Annotated in this window: 17 protein-coding genes; 6 read left to right on the top strand and 11 right to left on the bottom strand. The window is 41.0% G+C overall.

Going from position 1 to position 18,359, the window contains the following annotated elements; genetic code table 11:
- Nucleotides 1-36 precede the first annotated feature (36 nt).
- Entirely contained in the window at nt 37-693 is a 657-nt protein-coding gene (gene purN / locus FD725_RS16940) for a phosphoribosylglycinamide formyltransferase (protein WP_179049216.1), read from the top strand.
- On the opposite strand, the gene FD725_RS16945 is transcribed toward purN, so the two are convergent.
- Together FD725_RS16945 and FD725_RS16950 are read right to left on the bottom strand one after the other, a co-directional pair.
- Nucleotides 679-831 carry a hypothetical protein gene (locus FD725_RS16945; RefSeq protein WP_179049217.1) on the bottom strand — a complete coding sequence of 51 codons (153 nt, stop codon included), beginning with the start codon at nt 829-831 and terminating at the stop codon, nt 679-681. The two genes, purN and FD725_RS16945, sit on opposite strands and share 15 nt — an antisense overlap.
- A gap of 188 nt (nt 832-1,019) precedes the next feature.
- Nucleotides 1,020-1,478, bottom strand: coding sequence for a hypothetical protein (locus FD725_RS16950; RefSeq protein ID WP_179049218.1), 459 nt, complete (start codon nt 1,476-1,478; stop codon nt 1,020-1,022).
- A gap of 238 nt (nt 1,479-1,716) precedes the next feature.
- Between FD725_RS16950 and FD725_RS16955 the strand changes: the two genes are divergently transcribed.
- Together FD725_RS16955 and FD725_RS16960 are read left to right on the top strand one after the other, a co-directional pair.
- Complete coding sequence (locus FD725_RS16955; protein ID WP_179049219.1) at nt 1,717-1,962, top strand: hypothetical protein; 246 nt, start codon at nt 1,717-1,719, stop codon at nt 1,960-1,962.
- Between the two features lie 488 nt (nt 1,963-2,450).
- Complete coding sequence (locus FD725_RS16960; protein ID WP_179049220.1) at nt 2,451-5,462, top strand: calcium-binding protein; 3,012 nt, start codon at nt 2,451-2,453, stop codon at nt 5,460-5,462.
- A 111-nt stretch (nt 5,463-5,573) separates the two neighbouring features.
- On the opposite strand, the gene FD725_RS16965 is transcribed toward FD725_RS16960, so the two are convergent.
- The 3 genes from FD725_RS16965 to FD725_RS16975 form a co-directional block, all read right to left on the bottom strand.
- Nucleotides 5,574-7,208 carry a RimK family alpha-L-glutamate ligase gene (locus FD725_RS16965; RefSeq protein WP_179049221.1) on the bottom strand — a complete coding sequence of 545 codons (1,635 nt, stop codon included), beginning with the start codon at nt 7,206-7,208 and terminating at the stop codon, nt 5,574-5,576.
- A complete protein-coding gene (locus FD725_RS16970) occupies nt 7,205-7,993 on the bottom strand; it encodes a hypothetical protein (protein WP_179049222.1) in 789 nt (262 codons plus the stop codon). The genes FD725_RS16965 and FD725_RS16970 overlap by 4 nt, the downstream gene beginning before the upstream one ends.
- Before the next feature lie 73 nt (nt 7,994-8,066).
- Nucleotides 8,067-8,477 (bottom strand): hypothetical protein, encoded by a 411-nt coding sequence (locus FD725_RS16975; RefSeq protein WP_179049223.1) that lies wholly within the window; start codon nt 8,475-8,477, stop codon nt 8,067-8,069.
- Nucleotides 8,478-8,733: 256 nt separating this feature from the next.
- Here FD725_RS16975 and FD725_RS16980 point away from each other — a divergent pair, with 256 nt between their 5' ends.
- Nucleotides 8,734-9,096, top strand: coding sequence for a hypothetical protein (locus FD725_RS16980; RefSeq protein ID WP_179049224.1), 363 nt, complete (start codon nt 8,734-8,736; stop codon nt 9,094-9,096).
- A gap of 17 nt (nt 9,097-9,113) precedes the next feature.
- Here the strand turns inward: FD725_RS16980 and FD725_RS16985 are convergent, their stop codons facing one another.
- A complete protein-coding gene (locus FD725_RS16985) occupies nt 9,114-9,314 on the bottom strand; it encodes a hypothetical protein (protein ID WP_179049225.1) in 201 nt (66 codons plus the stop codon).
- A 5-nt stretch (nt 9,315-9,319) separates the two neighbouring features.
- Nucleotides 9,320-10,396 (bottom strand): PIN/TRAM domain-containing protein, encoded by a 1,077-nt coding sequence (locus FD725_RS16990; protein WP_179049226.1) that lies wholly within the window; start codon nt 10,394-10,396, stop codon nt 9,320-9,322.
- Nucleotides 10,397-10,814: 418 nt separating this feature from the next.
- On the opposite strand from FD725_RS16990, the gene hemW reads away from it, so the two are divergent.
- Nucleotides 10,815-12,008 carry a radical SAM family heme chaperone HemW gene (gene hemW / locus FD725_RS16995; protein WP_179049227.1) on the top strand — a complete coding sequence of 398 codons (1,194 nt, stop codon included), beginning with the start codon at nt 10,815-10,817 and terminating at the stop codon, nt 12,006-12,008.
- A gap of 51 nt (nt 12,009-12,059) precedes the next feature.
- Here the strand turns inward: hemW and FD725_RS17000 are convergent, their stop codons facing one another.
- The 4 genes from FD725_RS17000 to FD725_RS17015 all read right to left on the bottom strand — a co-directional run bounded on the left by FD725_RS17000 (nt 12,060) and on the right by FD725_RS17015 (nt 16,797).
- A complete protein-coding gene (locus tag FD725_RS17000) occupies nt 12,060-12,290 on the bottom strand; it encodes a hypothetical protein (RefSeq protein ID WP_179049228.1) in 231 nt (76 codons plus the stop codon).
- 38 nt (nt 12,291-12,328) lie between these two features.
- Nucleotides 12,329-13,993 carry a hypothetical protein gene (locus FD725_RS17005; protein WP_179049229.1) on the bottom strand — a complete coding sequence of 555 codons (1,665 nt, stop codon included), beginning with the start codon at nt 13,991-13,993 and terminating at the stop codon, nt 12,329-12,331.
- Between the two features lie 147 nt (nt 13,994-14,140).
- Nucleotides 14,141-15,490, bottom strand: a complete 1,350-nt coding sequence (locus tag FD725_RS17010) for a (Fe-S)-binding protein (RefSeq protein ID WP_179049230.1) — start codon at nt 15,488-15,490, stop codon at nt 14,141-14,143.
- 38 nt (nt 15,491-15,528) lie between these two features.
- Nucleotides 15,529-16,797: an FAD-binding oxidoreductase gene (locus FD725_RS17015; protein WP_179049231.1), complete on the bottom strand. Its 1,269-nt coding sequence runs from the start codon at nt 16,795-16,797 to the stop codon at nt 15,529-15,531.
- 542 nt (nt 16,798-17,339) lie between these two features.
- Here FD725_RS17015 and FD725_RS17020 point away from each other — a divergent pair.
- Nucleotides 17,340-18,245, top strand: coding sequence for a cation diffusion facilitator family transporter (locus tag FD725_RS17020; protein ID WP_179049232.1), 906 nt, complete (start codon nt 17,340-17,342; stop codon nt 18,243-18,245).
- The last annotated feature ends 114 nt before the right edge of the window (nt 18,246-18,359 follow it).

Below are 18,359 nucleotides of genomic sequence, written 5' to 3' on the forward strand. Positions count from 1 at the left end.
TATCAGAATAACATTATGGGAATTTTGAATTATATTATGACTCTTTGCCCTGATTCTACCTTGAGCCTTGTTTCTCCTAGCATGAATACTCATCAATTTTATGATGGCAAACCTTGGAAATTGGGGATATTGGCTTCTGGTAGTGGTAGCAATTTTGAGGCAGTTGCTCAAGCGATCGCCGACAAGCAACTTAATGCCCAAATACAAGTTTTAATTTATAATAATCCTACAGCAAAAGTAGCCACAAAAGCAGCTAATAGAGGTATTGATGCAGTTTTGTTGAATCACCGAGAATACAACAATCGCCAAGCTTTCGACAGAAAGATTGTGCAAACTCTGCAAGCATATGATGTCGATCTGGTAGTTTTAGCTGGTTGGATGCGGGTAGTCACATCAGTATTTATCGCAGCTTTTCCCAATAGAATTCTCAATATCCATCCCAGTTTATTACCCAGCTTCAAAGGTCTTCATGCTGTCGAACAAGCTTTACAAGCTGGGGTAAAAATTACTGGCTGTACAGTGCATCTAGTATGTTTAGAAGTAGATAGCGGTTTGATATTAATGCAAGCGGCTGTACCTATCTTGCCAGATGATACAGCAGAAACACTCCACGCCAGAATTCAAGTTCAGGAACACCGTATCTTACCACAGGCGATCGCCTTGGCAACTCAGGCTAGTTTAACGACAGTTTAGTATGCAACCTGATTGTCCTATGTTAGTTTGAGTTGTCTTGCTGATGTTATTTGTAGCTGTTTGAGCATCAGCAATGCCTTGTATTAAAGCCAGAGACGCTACGATAAATATAGAATTGAGCAAAGTTGTAAGCTGCATAGATTTTTCCTTTAATATAGTTAAGTCTAATTAGTTACTTAACAGAACTAATCTCAAAACTTATGCAATTTTTTTGTTTCTCTGCTCCCCATAGATGAGAACATCCATCAAGTCTTGTAAAATAAAAGGGTAGGCATTGCCCACCCTAAAATACAAATGACTAATGACCATTGACCATTGACCATTGACTATCGAGGAAATAAATCAGGTGTGTCAATAATCTGCAACTGAACTAATGCAATAATTACCAAAGTATAAACAGTTGAAGATATCAAACCAGAAAATAATTCTTTCTTGAGGTTACGCTCTTTGGATGTTTTTTGAAAAATATCCTGAGAACCAAATTGCATTAGCAGAATACCAATCACATTTGAGAGCCAGTAACCCACAATTGCACAAGGCATAAATAAGTTAGGAGAAAATAGACTACATAGATAACCAAAACCGTAGGCGATTGGCAAATTAAACAACAAATCATTCCACCAGCACAAGGGAGATAATAGATATCCCAATACTAGAAAAAAACCACCTCTGAGTTTTTTAAAAACGTTTGTGTTCAAGTCTCCGGATGCAGTTTGTTGTAACTGTTCCTGGATGCTGTCTGCTGCTAGATGAGGTTGCTGATTAACTTTTTCGACGGTTTGCATAAAATACACTATTCCTACCTTATTAGTGTAGTTTAATCTAGAGGTGAAGCAAAAGTCTAGTGTAGTAGTGATAAAATTTGAGATATTTGAGTTTTGCCAATATAGACGGGATCAAGTCATGGCTAAGTAAACAGGGTGAAGTTTGACCAAAATATAGTAAATGTCCAATTGTAATCTGAGTTGGGCGATCGCCATCTCATTCTGCTAAAATTCAAATAATGGGACTCTATAACAATAGATGATAAATTCAGACTTAACTAATTATTTATTAATAGCGGGTATAGTTTTTCTAGTAATTTCTGTTTTAGGACAGATAAAACTAGGATTTTTGGAAATTAATCCTGGCTGTTTTGGTCGCACCCTAGCATTAATTTTAGGAACTTTGAGTCTCCTTGTTGCGTTAGGTACGGTTGGTCTTCCTCTAGAGACATTCGATTTAATCAAAACTTATCTGACACAACAAATCCAACAGTATTTAGGCTAAGTTACTCAATCTAAGCTGCTGTATCATCAAAAAATCATCACCACTGAGTAGTATTAGTAGGTTGGAAAGCCACTGCGTTGCGGAGCCAGTTGCATGGGCGGGTTTCCAACGCCACTTGCTCATGGGGGAAACCCCCAAGACCTCAGTGGCTCGACTTGTGCAAACTGGCATCGGGTTTCCCGCGTTGTAGCAAGTGGCGTTGGAGGCTTTGCGCAACTCAACATAATCTGCGGAACCCAATTTCATATCAGTGCCGAAACAACATAAATTACATTTTTGCATAACTTTGAGGTAGGCAAATTCCTCTAAATCCAGCCAGAACAAGGAAATTATATGTTAAAAGTACATCACTTTACAAAAACTTCATATTCAATGTGTTCTAGGAAACGTTCAAGATAAACAATTTAATGTTTTATTTATATTTGTCTAAGCACTTTGTCGGAAGTCAAAGTCCAGGCAAATATTTAACGGAAGGAAAATCACAGTACATGACTACATCTCTTCAACCAGTGGCAGATGAGTTTGTTACAGACCCCACCATTGTGGACATTAAACCCTCACCTGAATTCAACCTTGATACTTTGAATGAGGAATTACTTTCAGGAAAGGTAGTTGCTACTGATTTCGTCCGTTTGTTCACTGATGCAGCTTTTGTGGAATCAATTCAGTTGGCTAACCCGCCAGCCGAAGTTATTGCCACCACTAGCGATACACTTAATGATTTTGTTATCAAGTTTGCTCCTGATGTAGCAAATGATCCAGTTGCTTTCGAGGAATTTTTGACTGCTAGTCAGTCACTGTCTTCAAGTGATGTACTTTTAACTTCTTCAAAGACTGATGCCCAGGTAGCCAATGCTACTTTTGTTAAAAAGCTATTTCACATCATTATTGGCACTGCTGGTAATGATGTTTTGATTGGTAAAGCCACTCATGATTTTATTTTTGGACTGGATGGGAACGATTTCCTATTTGGCCAAGGCGGCAATGACTTCCTTTTTGGCGGCAATGGCAATGATATCTTACTTGGTGGAACTGGTAACGATCTTCTCTTCGGCGAAAGCGGCAACGACATTCTGTTTAATGATGCTGGCAGTGATACCCTCATCGGTGGCACTGGGGATGATTACTTTTTCGTCTTAGATGCCAGTGGCAGCAGCTTACTCAATGGTGAAAGTGGGATTGACACAGCCGATTACAGTGCTTTAGGCCAAGCAATCACCTTGAAGTCCACTGGAACCGTCACCAAAGGCATTGGCTTTGGGACAGACCAACTGGTTCAAGTCGAGAGAATTTTTGCAACTTCATCACTCAACGACTGGATTGATGCTTCTGATGCCACCAGTCCAACCTCAGTAACAGTAAATTTACTGGCTAATTCTCTGATTGTTAACAATGTTCCTGGTTTAGGAACTCTCAACTTCACTGTTAGTAGTTTTGAAAACGTCAGAGGCACAGCTCAAAACGACAGTATTACTGGCAACAACGCTAACAACATCCTGAGTGGAGGTGCTGGTAACGATGTGTTTGGTGGTAGCAGAGGCAATGATACCATCAACGGCGATGCAGGTACTGACACTGCCAACTACAGTGCGCTAGGACAAACCATTGTTCTCGGCCCCACAGGTACTGTTGTCAAAGCAGGTGGATTTGGTACTGACCAATTGAATGGGATTGAAATCATTACCGCTTCTCTGCTACTGGGCGATACAATTGATTCCTCCACAGCAACTGGTAACACAAGCATCACGGCCAATCTGGGAACCAACAGCTTGATAGCAAACAATGTGCTGATTGGTGGCTTTAACACTAACCTTAGTTTCACCGTCAATAACTTTGAGAATGTCATCGGTACTGCTCAGAATGACAGCATTACTGGTAATAGTGGCAACAACATTCTTAAAGGCGGTGCTGGTAACGATGTGTTTGGTGGTAGCAAAGGCAATGATACCATCAACGGCGATGCAGGTACTGACACCGCTAACTACAGTGCGCTAGGACAAACCATTGTTCTCGGCCCCACAGGTACTGTTGTCAAAGCAGGTGGATTTGGTACTGACCAGTTGAATGGGATTGAAATCATCACCGCTTCTGTCCTACTGGGCGATACGATTAATTCTTCCACAGCAACTGGTAACACCACAATTACTGCCAATCTAGGTATCAATAGCTTGATTGTCAACAATGTGGTAATTGGTGGTGTGGCTGTTAACCTCAACTTCACCGTCAATAACTTTGAGAATGTCATCGGTACTGCTGGTGGTGACAACCTGACTGGTAATAGTGGCAACAACATTCTCAGTGGTGGTGGTGGCAATGATGTGTTGCGTGGTAGCAAAGGCAATGACACCCTTAACGGTGATGCCGGCATTGATACCGCCAACTACAGTGGACTGGGAACATCCATCGTTCTCGGCCCCACAGGTACTGTTGTCAAAGCAGGTGGATTTGGTACTGACCAATTGAATGGAGTCGAAACCATCATCGCTTCTAACCTGCTGAACGATACGATTGATTCCTCCACAGCCACCGGGAACACAACCATTACTGCCAATCTGGGAACCAACAGCTTGATAGCAAACAATGTGCTGATTGGTGGCTTTAACACTAACCTCAGCTTCACCGTCAGTGGTTTTGAGAATGTCACAGGTACAGCTCGCAATGACAGCATTACCGGCAATACGGCTAACAACGTTCTTAGTGGTGGTGCAGGTAATGATGTGTTTGGTGGTAGTAAAGGTAATGACACCATCAACGGCGATGTCGGTACTGACACTGCCAATTACAGTGCGCTAGGACAAACCATCGTTCTTGGCCCCACAGGTACTGTCACCAAAGCAGGTGGATTTGGTACTGACCAGTTGAATGGGATTGAAATCATCACTGCTTCCGTCCTACTGGGCGATACAATTGACTCCTCCACAGCTACTGGGAACACAAGCATCACTGCCAATCTGGCAACCAACAGCTTGACAGCAAACAATGTGCTGATTGGTGGCGTTAACACTAACCTCAGCTTCACCGTCAACAATTTCGAGAATGTCACAGGTACTGCTCAGAATGACAGTATTAGTGGCAATGCTGGCAACAACGTTCTTAAGGGCGGTGCTGGCAGTGATGTCTTATTAGGTGACGCTGGTAATGATAATCTTATCGGTGGTAGTGGTGCTGATGTTTTAATTGGCGGTGCTGGCAACGATCAGTTCACCTTCTTAAATCCTGGGGAAGGTTTAGATATCATCACTGATTTTACTCCTGGTGCTGATAAGATTGGGGTTTCTGCCTCTGGTTTTGGTGGTGGTTTAACAGCTGGTGTACTTCCAGGTCTTCAGTTCTTTGTGGGTATCTCTGCAACAACCGCTTCTCAACGCTTTATCTATAATTCTGTGACGGGTGGATTGTTCTTTGACGTTGATGGTACTGGTGCTGCGGCACAACAGCAAATTGCTAGCCTCATCGTTGCTCCAGCCTTAACAGCCAATGACATCCTGGTTATTGCTTAAGGACTGCTTGTCGAATTCACGTTAAGATAATCATCTGCTGGGAGTGGGGAGCTGCTAACAAGTGTAAATTTTTTTGATAAAAGAGACACTCACAGCCCCCATTGCTCATTCTTACCAATAAAGTAACCATCTACCGTTGTGGTATACCCCATGACCTTGTAAGGTAATTCTCTCATCATCTGGATAAACTTTAGCGATCGCCCCAATTTGATGTAGTGAGTGTCCACCATGCAGGACAATATTTCCCACAGTATAGGGATGAAAAGTCTTGTTTCTCAAGCGCTGCATCACCTCAATATCACCTAAATCATGGGGATCACGACTGTTGGTCAATTCCTCATAAGTTAAATCCCAAACATTCAGTCCCCCACCCAAATGAGGTAATTTAATGGGTAAAGTAAAAGAAATTGTCTGACGGAAATCTATTGTGTCTTTATTTTGCCAATTCAGATTTTGGTACTGTAAATCAAAGTGAACTGATGCTGTAGACTTAGTAAAAATAGCTGGTGTTTGCCAAATATGAAATCCTGGTAAGGCAAAGTCATCATGATAACTAACTGGGGCTTGTAGTTGTTTTTCTAAAGAATTTCTGACTAATTCATACAGCCAAGCAAAATGTTGTTGCAACAAAGAATTGTATTGTTTTGCTCTTGGGTAATAATCACCAGAAAAGTTAGATATATTTAAAAAGTCTAAATATGCTGCTGTTCCCAATGTGAAAAAAGCCGATGGCTCTTGTCCTCTAGAAAGCCAATGTTCTTTTAAGTCTTGAATTGTAGAATAAACTTCAGCACATTGTTCTGTGGTGATGATTTCTGCTGACAGTATGCCACCATGATAAAATTGTTTTACAGATGGATTTTGTTGAGTGAGCAAGGCTAACAACGAATCAGTAATTCGTCCCTGATCTCGAATATCATAACCATCATATCCTGGCATAGGATTTGCTTCTAAACACCAGTATTGATGGTCTTCTGTCACCTTAAAATCCCAGCCAGCAAACTGTAAACCAAAAGCAGCCGTAGCCGCAATAATTTGTTGAGATAAAGACTCTGGTAATTGCCAAGGAGAATATTTTGCTTCTTCATAAGAACGGCGATAATCTACTTGAGGACAATTAATAATTTCCGCATGAACTTGATCACCCACAACATGAGCGCGGACATCAGCCCCAGAAACATATCTTTGTAGATGTACTGGCCCTTGGGATGGGTGAAAATCTACAAATTCTTCGGCTGTAACTAGGCGACTATCAGCCCGAATACCCGATGCTGGTTTAACGACAGTTTTACCAACACTAGCAAAAGCGGCTAAAAGTTCCCCATCAGAACTAGTCAGACTAGCGGGAACATTAAAGCCCCAAGATTGCAAAGAATATTCATGTAATGGTTTAGAAAAATTATCAGCACGCCCACCAGGACGATTAATCACGACTCCGGGAATATGTTCTAACCAAGAACAAAGTGCAGCTAATAAACTCCGCCAACGCATTGCTAAAGCCATGTCTGATTGGACGGTAGAGAGATCAATAATTCGGCAATAATAAGCGGCGTGGGGATCTAATTGATATTTTTTATCCCCCACACTCAACCAACTCAACCCATCATCAGGTAGCGCCAGTCGCCAATCTCCAGTGAGAATGACATCACGGAGGTTAATTGCTTGAACTGCGATACTGCGCTTGGTTGTTTCACGAACGAAATGACGAAAAGTGCGGTCTGAGTCAATACCAATGACGTAAATCATGAGAACAAAACCTCCAAAAGTGCAGGCGCAAGCACAGGCCAAACAAACTGAATTTGCTCCATCATCGGAAAGGGATCAATCCGTGCTAGAGTTGCATCTTCTAAGTTTTCCGAAATGCTCCAAGTGACAGTAGCAAAGGTCAAATCTAAATTTCTAATTAGGGAAATACTTTTTTCTTCTAGTAATAAATGTTCGAGAGGAACATTGGTAGAACGCCAGGCTTGATTATCTAAAACCACAACAACTTCATAACCAGGATCAAAATCTGCCCAACGTCCCCGATAAGCGCCTTCTCCAGGAGGAATATTCGGGTAAGCGGTGGTGTTGTATGTGGATAAATCTTGCACATACCATTGTTGATTGAGTTTTTGGGTTGCGGGTAAGAGTATTTGTGAGGAAAATAACTCAATGTCGTTGTCACGCCAACCCCCACGCATCGCTGTTAACACAGAAGAGTAGGAGGTTTTACCCCAAATCCCATTAGCTGTAGGGCGATTAATGACTGTGGATTTATTCAGGGTAGCAGCTGCCCATAAAGTTGATAAACATTCACCATACATGAATGAATCATCAAAACTTTTGCGAATAGTAGATGGTGGTTGGATTCTTAGTAAAAGTGGGATATCGGGGGTGACACAAACTTGTCCATCTTCCACACCAACCGAGAATAACCTAGCCGCATCATAGATATTTAAAATGTCCGCAGTGTAGCCTATTTGTTGTACTAAATCGAGAACTTCCGTACAAAAGCGATCGCTCTGATCGCCTACAATTATCAAGTCCATTGTTTTATTATCTGGGAAAAGGGGCTAGAAACTAGAGGCTAGAGGCTAGCCCCTAAACTACAAAACTGACATTCTAGAAAATCGGACTATTACCTTTGAGCAGAGATTTAGAACGAATATTCTGGAGTTGTACAGGAGCTTGTAAACTATCTGCTGGTAAAATATAGCGGTCTTTATAATTGAAAAATCCACCGCAGGGATTATCACAAGCTTCTTTATTATCGGAACCTTTATCAGAAGCATCCTTACCTTTATCAGAGGCTTCCTTTCCAGTCCCACCATCGGTATTAAATATTGGTGATTTATGCAAATCCAAGAGAGTATCACGGCGGAAACTATCTTGAATGAAAGGTTGACTTTGACGCAAATTAACCTGCCCAGGTGACGCTTCTTGAGCTTTGGCTCCAGCTATTGTAGATAGCATGACAGCCGGAATAGTCAGACTCAACATCAACAAAAACCGAGCTGATAATGTAGCTCTCATCTTCATAATTTTGACAACCTCATTGAGTAATTGAGATGTTAAGCAGCTTGCATCTATTCATTACCTATTGATGTCAGCTGCTATCTCTTTAGTAGGTTTACCCATGAAATTTTATGCAATGTTTAATTACTACTCTGGGAATATTTTGCCTGGAGTCTTCGTTAGAAAAAGTAGAAATACCTTGTCAAGACAAAGCAAGCTCAGTAAATCTAACTGCAAATCAGCAAAATTGATGAAGAAAAGGGAATGATGGATTATGAAAAAACTAATCTTGGCTACTGTGCTTTCTATCTGCTCTCTGATTGGGCCTTTGAGCTTAACCGCTACAGCACAAGGATGGGTGGTAATTAATGGAGAACTGTTTCAAGGGCAAAAGCTGTATAATTTAGAGAGACTTCTAGGTTATAGTATTCCGTCTGGTCGCTATTGGCTGGATGTAAATACTGGTGACTGGGGTTATGAAGGGAACCCAAGAGTCCAAGGAAACATACTTAGACCTAATCAAAGCTCATCAACCCCCGGACGGCGAACACCTTTTGGTGATATTTTAGAGAACGGTGGTTACTTTGATCCCAATACTGGTTGTAGCGTTATTCCAGGTGAAGGTCTGAGTTGTTGAATTGTTGCTCTCTTTCATCAGCCTTTGCGCTTCTTCCTATTCTTGACGGCTTTCCATGTTCCACCGTAAACGTAAAAGGGGTTATTCTCGCTGACACCAGTCCAACATTGAGGGCAGACGAAAATCCAATTACCCCCATCTTCGTATTTCACCCTATACAAAATCGGTGCAGCTTGGCTACACCGATCGCATAACTTAACTCTATTTGTACCAGACATTTCCCTCACGCCAAGGCTGAAGCTTGGGGTTTGGCAAAAATCATGCGTCCGGCGGAGGTTTGCAAAGCACTGGTAACTACCACTCGCAGTTCACCACCCACATAACTGCTACCTTCTTCCACGACAACCATTGTGCCATCATCGAGATAGCCGATACCTTGGCTGGGTTCTTTACCTTCTTTGAGAATTTTCAAGTCGAGGTAGTCCCCAGGTAAATAAGTAGGACGGACGGCGTTTACTAAGTCGTTAACATTTAAAACAGGCACTTTTTGCACACTGGCAACTTTTGATAAATTGTAGTCGTTGGTGAGCAGTGTGCCGTTAATTTCTTGAGCAAAACGCACCAATTTAGCATCGACTGTGGCAATATCCTCGTAGTCGGATGCGTTGATTAAAATCCGATCTGGGTAATTTTCTCTGACTCGGTTGAGAATTTCTAATCCTCGTCTTCCCCGCACTCGTTTTTGGTCTTTGCTAGCGTCAGCTACCTGTTGCAGTTCCTGCAAGACAAACTGGGGGACGATGATTTGTCCTTCCAAAAATCCAGTTTCTAGCAGCGTTTCAATGCGCCCATCGATAATACAACTAGTGTCCAAAACTTTGGTATTGGCTGGTTTCAATGTCCCTTCCACTACCATTGATTCCACAGTGTTGGGATTAATAAATCTTAATAAACCACGTCCGTGAGTGTCAGCTAAATTCATACCTGTAACGGCAAGAATAATACTACCAACTACGGCTACCAGTGGTTTAATAAAACTAAAATCTGCCGGGATTGGTAACAAAAATAGCGGTGCTAGCATGAGGTTGGCTACTAATAGGCCAATCACTAAGCCAATGGCACGGGTTAAAATCACCTCTAGGGGCATTTCTCGGACTTGGGTTTCTAAACGCCGATATGTAGTTTGAAAACTCAATCCGATCGCCCCACCAATAATGGCAGCAAAGACAGCAAAAGTTAAGCGTAGAGCTTCCAGATTCGTCACCCTGTCTAGCGTACCATTGGGTAGTAGTTCGGTGGTGTAGAACCCGATTCCTGCTGCTGCCAGGATGAATGAAAGAATAATAATGGCATCAAGCATGGTTGTGTTGTTTCCTGCGACTGTTTTACCCGATAAAGTCAAGTATTTTTAATTTCATCGGTCAGAGAGACTAACTATATTGACTTAGACTAGGGTTTTATGCAGGCAATATCTGCAAACATTATAACTAATGTGTTTTTGCTTAATATTTCTCATAATTTTGGTGGGGGAGTGAGGGAGTGCTGTTAGCGGAAGCGGGGCGTTTAGCCCGTGCTGAGTGAGGGAGTGAGAGGACAAGGGGAGCCAGCACCGTGCGGGGGTTTCCCCCGTTGAGGTGACTGGCGTGACAAGGGGACAGTGAGATAAGAATAATGACTAATGACCATTGACTAATGACTAATGACTATTGACTATTGACTATTGACCAATAACTACAAATCCAATTTTCCGTTAATTAAGTTTATTGTTGTTCACAAATATGCAAAAAGTTACTGTTGGTGACATGGCTAGTTCTGCTTATGTACACATTCCCTTTTGCCGACGGCGGTGCTTTTATTGTGATTTTCCTGTATCTGTTGTAGGCGATCGCCTGCGGGGGGAAACATCTGCTACTATCTCTCAGTATGTTGATGTCCTATGCCAAGAAATTGCGGTTACACCAACCTTTAACCAACCTCTGAAGACAGTTTTTTTTGGTGGTGGGACACCTTCGCTATTATCCATAGAGCAATTACAACGGATACTGGAAGTATTAGAAAAGCGTTTTGGGATTGCCTCTGGTGCAGAAATTTCTATGGAGATTGATCCGGGAACCTTTGATTTAGCACATATCAAGGGATATTGTAGCGTCGGTGTCAACCGGGTAAGTTTGGGTGTACAAGCGTTTCAAGAAGAATTACTCACAATAGCTGGGCGATCGCACTCGGTTAAAGATATATTCTCAGCTGTAGATTTGATTCACCAAGTCGAGATTCCCGAATTTAGCATAGACTTAATTTCTGGATTGCCGCATCAGTCTTTAGATCAATGGCAAGATTCCTTAGACACAGCAGTTAAAATTGCTCCCACTCACATCTCTATCTATGACCTGACCATTGAGCCAGGAACAGCTTTTGGTCGCTATTACAAGCCCGGTGACACGCCCTTACCTACGGATGAAGCCACGGTAAAAATGTACCAAATGGGACAACAGGTTTTACATAATGCCGGTTATGAACATTACGAAATTTCTAACTATGCCCAACCAGGACACCAGTGTCAGCATAACCGCGTTTATTGGGAAAACCGCCCTTATTATGGTTTTGGCATGGGTGCAGCTAGTTACATAGATGGTAAGCGTTTCACTCGTCCCCGCAAGACTAAGGAATATTATCAATGGGTGCAAGAATTAATTGCTAATCATGGTGTAATTGATTGGGAGATCACACCACAAGCAGATGTATTGTTAGAAACATTAATGCTGGGGTTACGTTTAGCAGAAGGGGTGAGTTTACCAGCACTCAGAGAAAAGTTTGGACAGGAGAAAGTAGCTAAAATTCGCCAATGTTTACAACCCTATTTTGCTAAAAGATGGGTGCAAGTTGTCGATGAAAGGTTGCAGTTGCATGATCCCAATGGTTTTTTGTTTTCTAATGTGGTGTTAGCCGACTTGTTTAGTCAGCTGGGATCGTGAACTATGTGCGCTTTCACTACAAACCCTACCACAAAATCAACCTCCTGCCCCCTACAGCTGATTTTGACACCAGTGGCGAAAACTGGCATGATACAGGCTGTAATGAGTTTCCCCTGCGATTTGTTGCTGTTGCAAGAACTCTACCCAATCTTCTAAGACTTCCTCCACATCATACTCATCAGCATTGATTGTATGAGCGATCGCCTCCACTGTCACAGATACTTGCTGCACCAAAACACCAAGCACAGCTAGGCTAAAATCTGCTGTAGCTTGAGGAATCATCTGCTGGAAATGTTGTTGGTAATTTGCTCAAACTCCGTTTATGACTGGGGAGAATTTGTAATACAGTCTGCTTTTAATAGAGAAAATTTCTCAGTTTCTAAAATCGAGCATTTTTTCGTTAACTTTGCTAATGCTGGAGTAATGCCTTGTTCCAAGCTATTTAAAGCTTTTGTAAAAGCTGGGTGAAAACTTCTCAGCCAGGTTTTTTGAGTTAAATACTCTGGCTTAAAAGCTGTATGTTCCACCAACCATAAATTTACTTTATATATTTGAATTAATCTTTTTGCTGGTTCTAAGTTCTGACTGTATTGAGCCTGAATTAAATCAGTAGTACGTTGACGAATCTGGGAGTAGTAACCAAGATGGAAAGGAAGTGCGTATTCTCTGCCTATCAAAATAGACCTTTTCCCAAAAGTTGGGATATTATCAGCCTCATCTGAAAGAGTGGCAATTAAACTATTTTTAGGTTGCTGTTGGAGAAATTTATATAAAGCTGATTCTCCAGATTGTCGGTAATCGGTTATGGGGAAATGGTCTGAGAGATTGGGGTAGAAAAGGAGGACAAAAACTAAAGTAGCTGCTAAGATTAATTGCCATAAATTGTGTTTTTCCTGATAAATATGAAAAAACTTGTCTAAAATTAAAGTTACAGTAATACCAGCTGCAATAGCCATAACAATTCGTAGACTATGAATTGTATAACGAGTAGGAAAAAACAGCTTTAACAGCACGGCATGGGCTGCAAAAAATAAATATAAAGAGACTATGATAATTTGCTGTAATATTTTAACTTGAATTGTTAATAGACTAACTAACGAGAATTGAAATCCATTTCGCAGCAGTATTGGTAACAACAAACCAATCCAAATTAGCGGTGGCATTAACGGCGGTATTATACCACTATGTTGTCCAATCAGCCAAAATTGCCAAGGATTACTGTCAAAAAATGGATGTCGTCCTCCTGTCCATAATTCTGGCATTGTCCTAGCTTGAGAGGCAGTCACTACCGGCCCAAATTCTGAAGAAGTCAAAGCATAAGGTAACATCACTAAAAATCCCAATCCTAGAATAACTACTAGCCAAACATAATTACGCCGCAAATGAATGAGTAAGATTCCTAAAGAAATAAATAATAATGGAGGATAGAAAAGTCCTTGCAGGACAATTATTAGATAAATAATTAGCCATGACTGACGCAGAAAATAGTACAAGAATGCCAGTAGTAAGGGATATACAAAAGCTTTGGGTGTGGCAGAAACTAAGTCACTTTTGAACCAGAGACTTTGATTTAACAGTAAAGTGCTAATAAACCCAGCAATAGGTATGGGAAAAATTTCGAGGCAAAGCCAAAAACAGTAGATAGTGATAATCAAACCCAAACAGATGGGTAAGATTTTACTTAAAAATAGAGGATGAACTCCTATACTAGCCATTAGTTTGTAAAAAGTTGCAAATCCTAATGGCGTAATTGATTTAAAATAATTTGCTATTAAATCATGAGGGAATAATTCTGGATCTACAAATTGCTGCATCCAAAATACATATACTCTTGCATCATCCTGAGCAACATACTCACTTTTGAATGCTCTTTGTAGTCCTAAAAGACTGTAATATACTACAAATATTAGGCTGAGAGTTAACCATAATAAAGCCGATTTCCTGTTGGGTTTCTCACCAATAGGAGGGATTAAAAATCTAAGCATGAAAATCTGATTATAAGACAGTCCTAGATCATAAGCCGTTTGGGTAGCCAACGTGAAAAGTTTAGAAGCAATTTAATCTTTTGTTTTGATTTCCTACTTTTTTTCCATAGCTTAAAAAGCTTTGGGAGATCCAGTGAGCGAAAACCGCTATAACTTCACACCACGAATTGCATAATCTAACAATTCCATAGGATGCAACACAGAAATTTTCTTACCCTGTAACTGTAAATGCTTGGTGATTTGTAAAGCACAACCGGGATTAGGAGAAGCGATTAATTCAGCACCAGTGTTTAATAAATTCGTGACTTTTTGCTGACCCAATTCTTCAGCCACTTCCGGTTGCAGCATATTATAAACCCCAGCACTACCACAACATAAAGCCGCATCTAATGGTTCTTTAATTTTCACACCGGGAATTTGCTGCAACACTTGACGAGGTTGGACACTAATTTTTTGTCCATGTAATAAATGACAAGCATCTTGATAAACTAAATTCACAGGTTGATCTGTCAGTGGTGAAAGTTTAGCTGTTAAACCAACAGTAGCTAAAAATTCTTGAGCATCTTTAACTTTAGCCGCAAAATCTTGGGCTTTTTCTCGATATTCTGGGTCACTTTCTAAGATATGACCGTATTCTTTTAAAGTATGACCACAACCAGCAGCGTTGATAATCACATAATCCACATCACTATCAGCAAAGCTATCAATCATCTGTCTAGCTAACGCTTTGGCTTGTGCTGTTTGTCCTTGGTGTTCGGGGAGTGCGGCACAACAACCTTGAGATTTAGGAATAACAACTTCACAACCATTGGCAGTTAAAACTCTCACTGTTGCTTCATTTACTGGGGAGAAAAATAACCGTTGTACACATCCTAAAATCATCCCGACTCGATAACGTTGCTTGCCTTGGGCAGGGATAATTGTTGGTAGGTTATCTTGAAAGCTTTTCAGAGTAATTTGTGGCAGAATTGATTCCATTGCTGCCAATCTTGGGGATATATAATTGAGTAATCCTGTAGCGCGAACTAGTTGAGAAATACCTGATTTTTGATAAAATAACAAAGGAATTAATAAAATACGTAAAATATCTGGGTTGGGGAAGAGAGAGAAGATCAATTGACGCACTAATTTATCAGGTAAACTGCGAGAATAATTCCGTTCTACCTGATGGCGAGTAGCAGAAATTAGCTTGTCATACTGCACACCAGAAGGACAAGTCGTCACACAAGCAAGACATCCCAAACAAGAATCAAAATGCTCAACTGTGGCAGTATTTAAAGCAATTTCACCCTCATTAATTGCATCCATTAAATAGATCCGTCCTCTGGGCGAATCCATCTCTTTGCCAATTACTCGATAACTAGGACAAGTTGATAAACAAAATCCACAATGGACACAACTATCAATTAATTTTGGATCAGGTGGATGATTCCCGTCAAATCCCTGTAAATTTTTGATACTGGCAGTATTATTAAGAGAATCTTCAGAAACTTGCATATCCATTTTTTCCCTGGCTGCACTCTTGAGTTAATTGCTTAAATCCCACTGATAAATCGACCTGGATTTAAAATATTTTTGCTATCAAACTGTTGTTTAATCTGCCGCATTAATGGCAAAGCATTGCCAGTGTATCCCCATACATCTATCTGTTGTTTAACCGCCAGTGGTGCTTGGAGAATTGTTAAAAAACCCTTGTGAGATTGACAGTGCGATCGCGATCGCTCAACCTGCTTTTCATCCTCTACTTGTAACACACCTAGACCACTACTAAGATGAATCAACCCAACTCCTACTTGCTGCAAAATCTCGACAGCCGCAGTGGGTAGTATGCCTACTTTGCAAGTAATTACAGACTCTGTAGCGGGAGAATGTATTTGTTTTGACAATCTCTGCCATAAATGACTTTCATCTGTGTCGGCAAAAATAGCCACTGTTAAACCTAACTTTTCTCCCCATTCCCTCAATCTCTGAGATTGTTCCTTAACACTTTCACTAATACTTTGAAACCGAGCAATTAATCCCACACCCTGACCTAATCCTAAGTTTGACACTAATTGAGGAGAAATTAAATCAGCTTGAGTGGGTGTCAATGCTGAACCACGTAAAGTATTAGCAACTTGCGATATTAATTCTGCTGCACCAGTTAATACTACCGTTCCTGATGCTTCTTGTAGAGGATAGACACGAAAAGTTACTTGAGTAATAATTCCCAATGTCCCATACGAGCCTGTAAATAACTTCATCAAGTCGTATCCAGCAACATTTTTTACCACCCGTCCCCCAGCTTTAGCAATTTCACCATCAGCACGGACAAAACTAATACCTAAAACTTGGTCACGGACACTGCCATAACGTTGTCGCAGAGAATTAGTATCAGCCGTAGCCACAATCCCGCCAATGGTTGCTGATTCTGGTGTAGAGGGATCAAGGGCGAGAAATTGTCGTGCATCTGCTAAAATCTGCTGAAGATGGGAAAATTTCATTCCCGCTTCCACCGTCACCGTCAAATCACCAATGGCGTGTGCAATTAATTGATTGATCCTTTCTGTACTCACCACCACATCAATATCTTTTGTTAATCCTCCCCAAGTGATTTTACTTCTACTTCCACAAGAGAGGACGCGCCAGTTATTTTGGTTAGCCGTGGCAATGACTGCGGCTAGCTGTGCTGGAGTTTGGGGATAGACGATGCAACTGGGAGGTTTCCCAGAAGCTATAACTTGAAAGAGTTCGAGGTTTTTTTCTAAGTAACCGATATTTTCTTGACCAACTATAGATGCAAGAGTAGAAGCAATGGCTGTCATCAGTTTATTGGTGATTCCCTACATCTCATTCTCTGTGATGATGACACAAAATCGACAACCATAACTAGTAGGACTTACGCACTCAACCAATAAACCATAAATTAGGGTGGTCAACCCCTTCGGGGAATTCAAAATTCAAAATTATTAATTCAAAATTAAAGTAGTATTAGTTGGTTGGGTGGCAATACTGCTCGGTTAAGCAGAAAAGCTGAAAATTAGTAGGTTGAGTGGAGGCTTTGCATAATCCAACACCAATATCCATACTGAATTTTTAAGATCCATGTTGGGTTAAGTGCAGCGCAACCCAACCTACTCTCAGACTAATGCTAAAAATGTGCTAAAACCTGTAAAGCTAATACTAACATTTATCCAGCTTGTAGCAATTTTTAATTAAAAATAATCTCAATAAAATCAGTGATTTATACAACTTTATAGCTAGAGGTAATCCTTACTGCGTAAGATTTTGATACAACTTATTTTGTTTGCACGTTCATATTAGAAGTACACTTAAAATTCATATAACCTGATGTTAAAAAATATCTATGGCTTACGATAACCGTGCCGCAGTACGGAAAGTTTTAATTATTACCCTATTACTCAATCTATTTGTAATGGGACTTAAAGCATTCGTTGGATACTTTACAGGTTCACTCAGTCTGCTAGCCGATGCCTTACATAGTGTCACAGATAGTGCTAACAATGTTTTAGGATTATTTGCTAGTAGGTTTTCTTCTCCCTATCCAGATCGCGAGCATCCTTACGGACACCATAAATTTGAAGCTGTGGGTGCTTTGGGAATTGCTGCATTTTTGGGAATCGCCTGTTTTGAAATTCTTCAAGGAGCAATTGAGCGTATTCTCAAAGGTGGCGCAACTGTGAGAATTTCACCGCCTGAGTTGTGGTTATTATTGATTGTCTTGGGTATAAATATTTTTGTCGCCTTTTACGAACGCAATGAAGGTAAGCGAGTAAATAGCCAAATTTTAATTGCTGATGCCACACATACCATGAGTGATGTCTGGGTGACAATATCCGTCATTGGTGGTTTGATTGGGGTTTGGCTGGGTTATCAATGGCTGGATATAGTATTGGCATTTCCTGTGGCATTGTTGGTATTTTGGAGTGGTTGGTCAGTTTTGCGAGATAATTTACCTTGGTTGGTAGATCAAATGGCGATCGCACCAGAAGCAATTCATGCGATCGCTGTTTCTGTACCTGGGGTAATTAATTGTCATCAAATCGCCTCACGGGGAATTCTCGGTCGTCAAGTTTTCATGGAAATGCACTTAATCGTAGATGCACCAGACGTAGAAACAGCCCACCGCATTACTGAAGAAGTAGAAAGCAGACTAGAAGAACGCTTCAGCCCCGTCAGAATTTCCATTCACGTAGAACCACCCGCCTATCAATCTGAGCAAATTAGTTTTGCACCAGGAACAAAAGAGTGATGAGTGCTGAGTGATGAGTGAGGGAGTGAGGGAGTGAGGGAGTGAGAGGACAAGGGGAGCCAGCACCGTGCGGGGGTTTCCCCCGTTGAGGTGACTGACGTGACAAGGGGACAG

This window comes from Nostoc sp. TCL26-01 (genome assembly GCF_013393945.1).
Lineage (GTDB): Bacteria > Cyanobacteriota > Cyanobacteriia > Cyanobacteriales > Nostocaceae > Trichormus.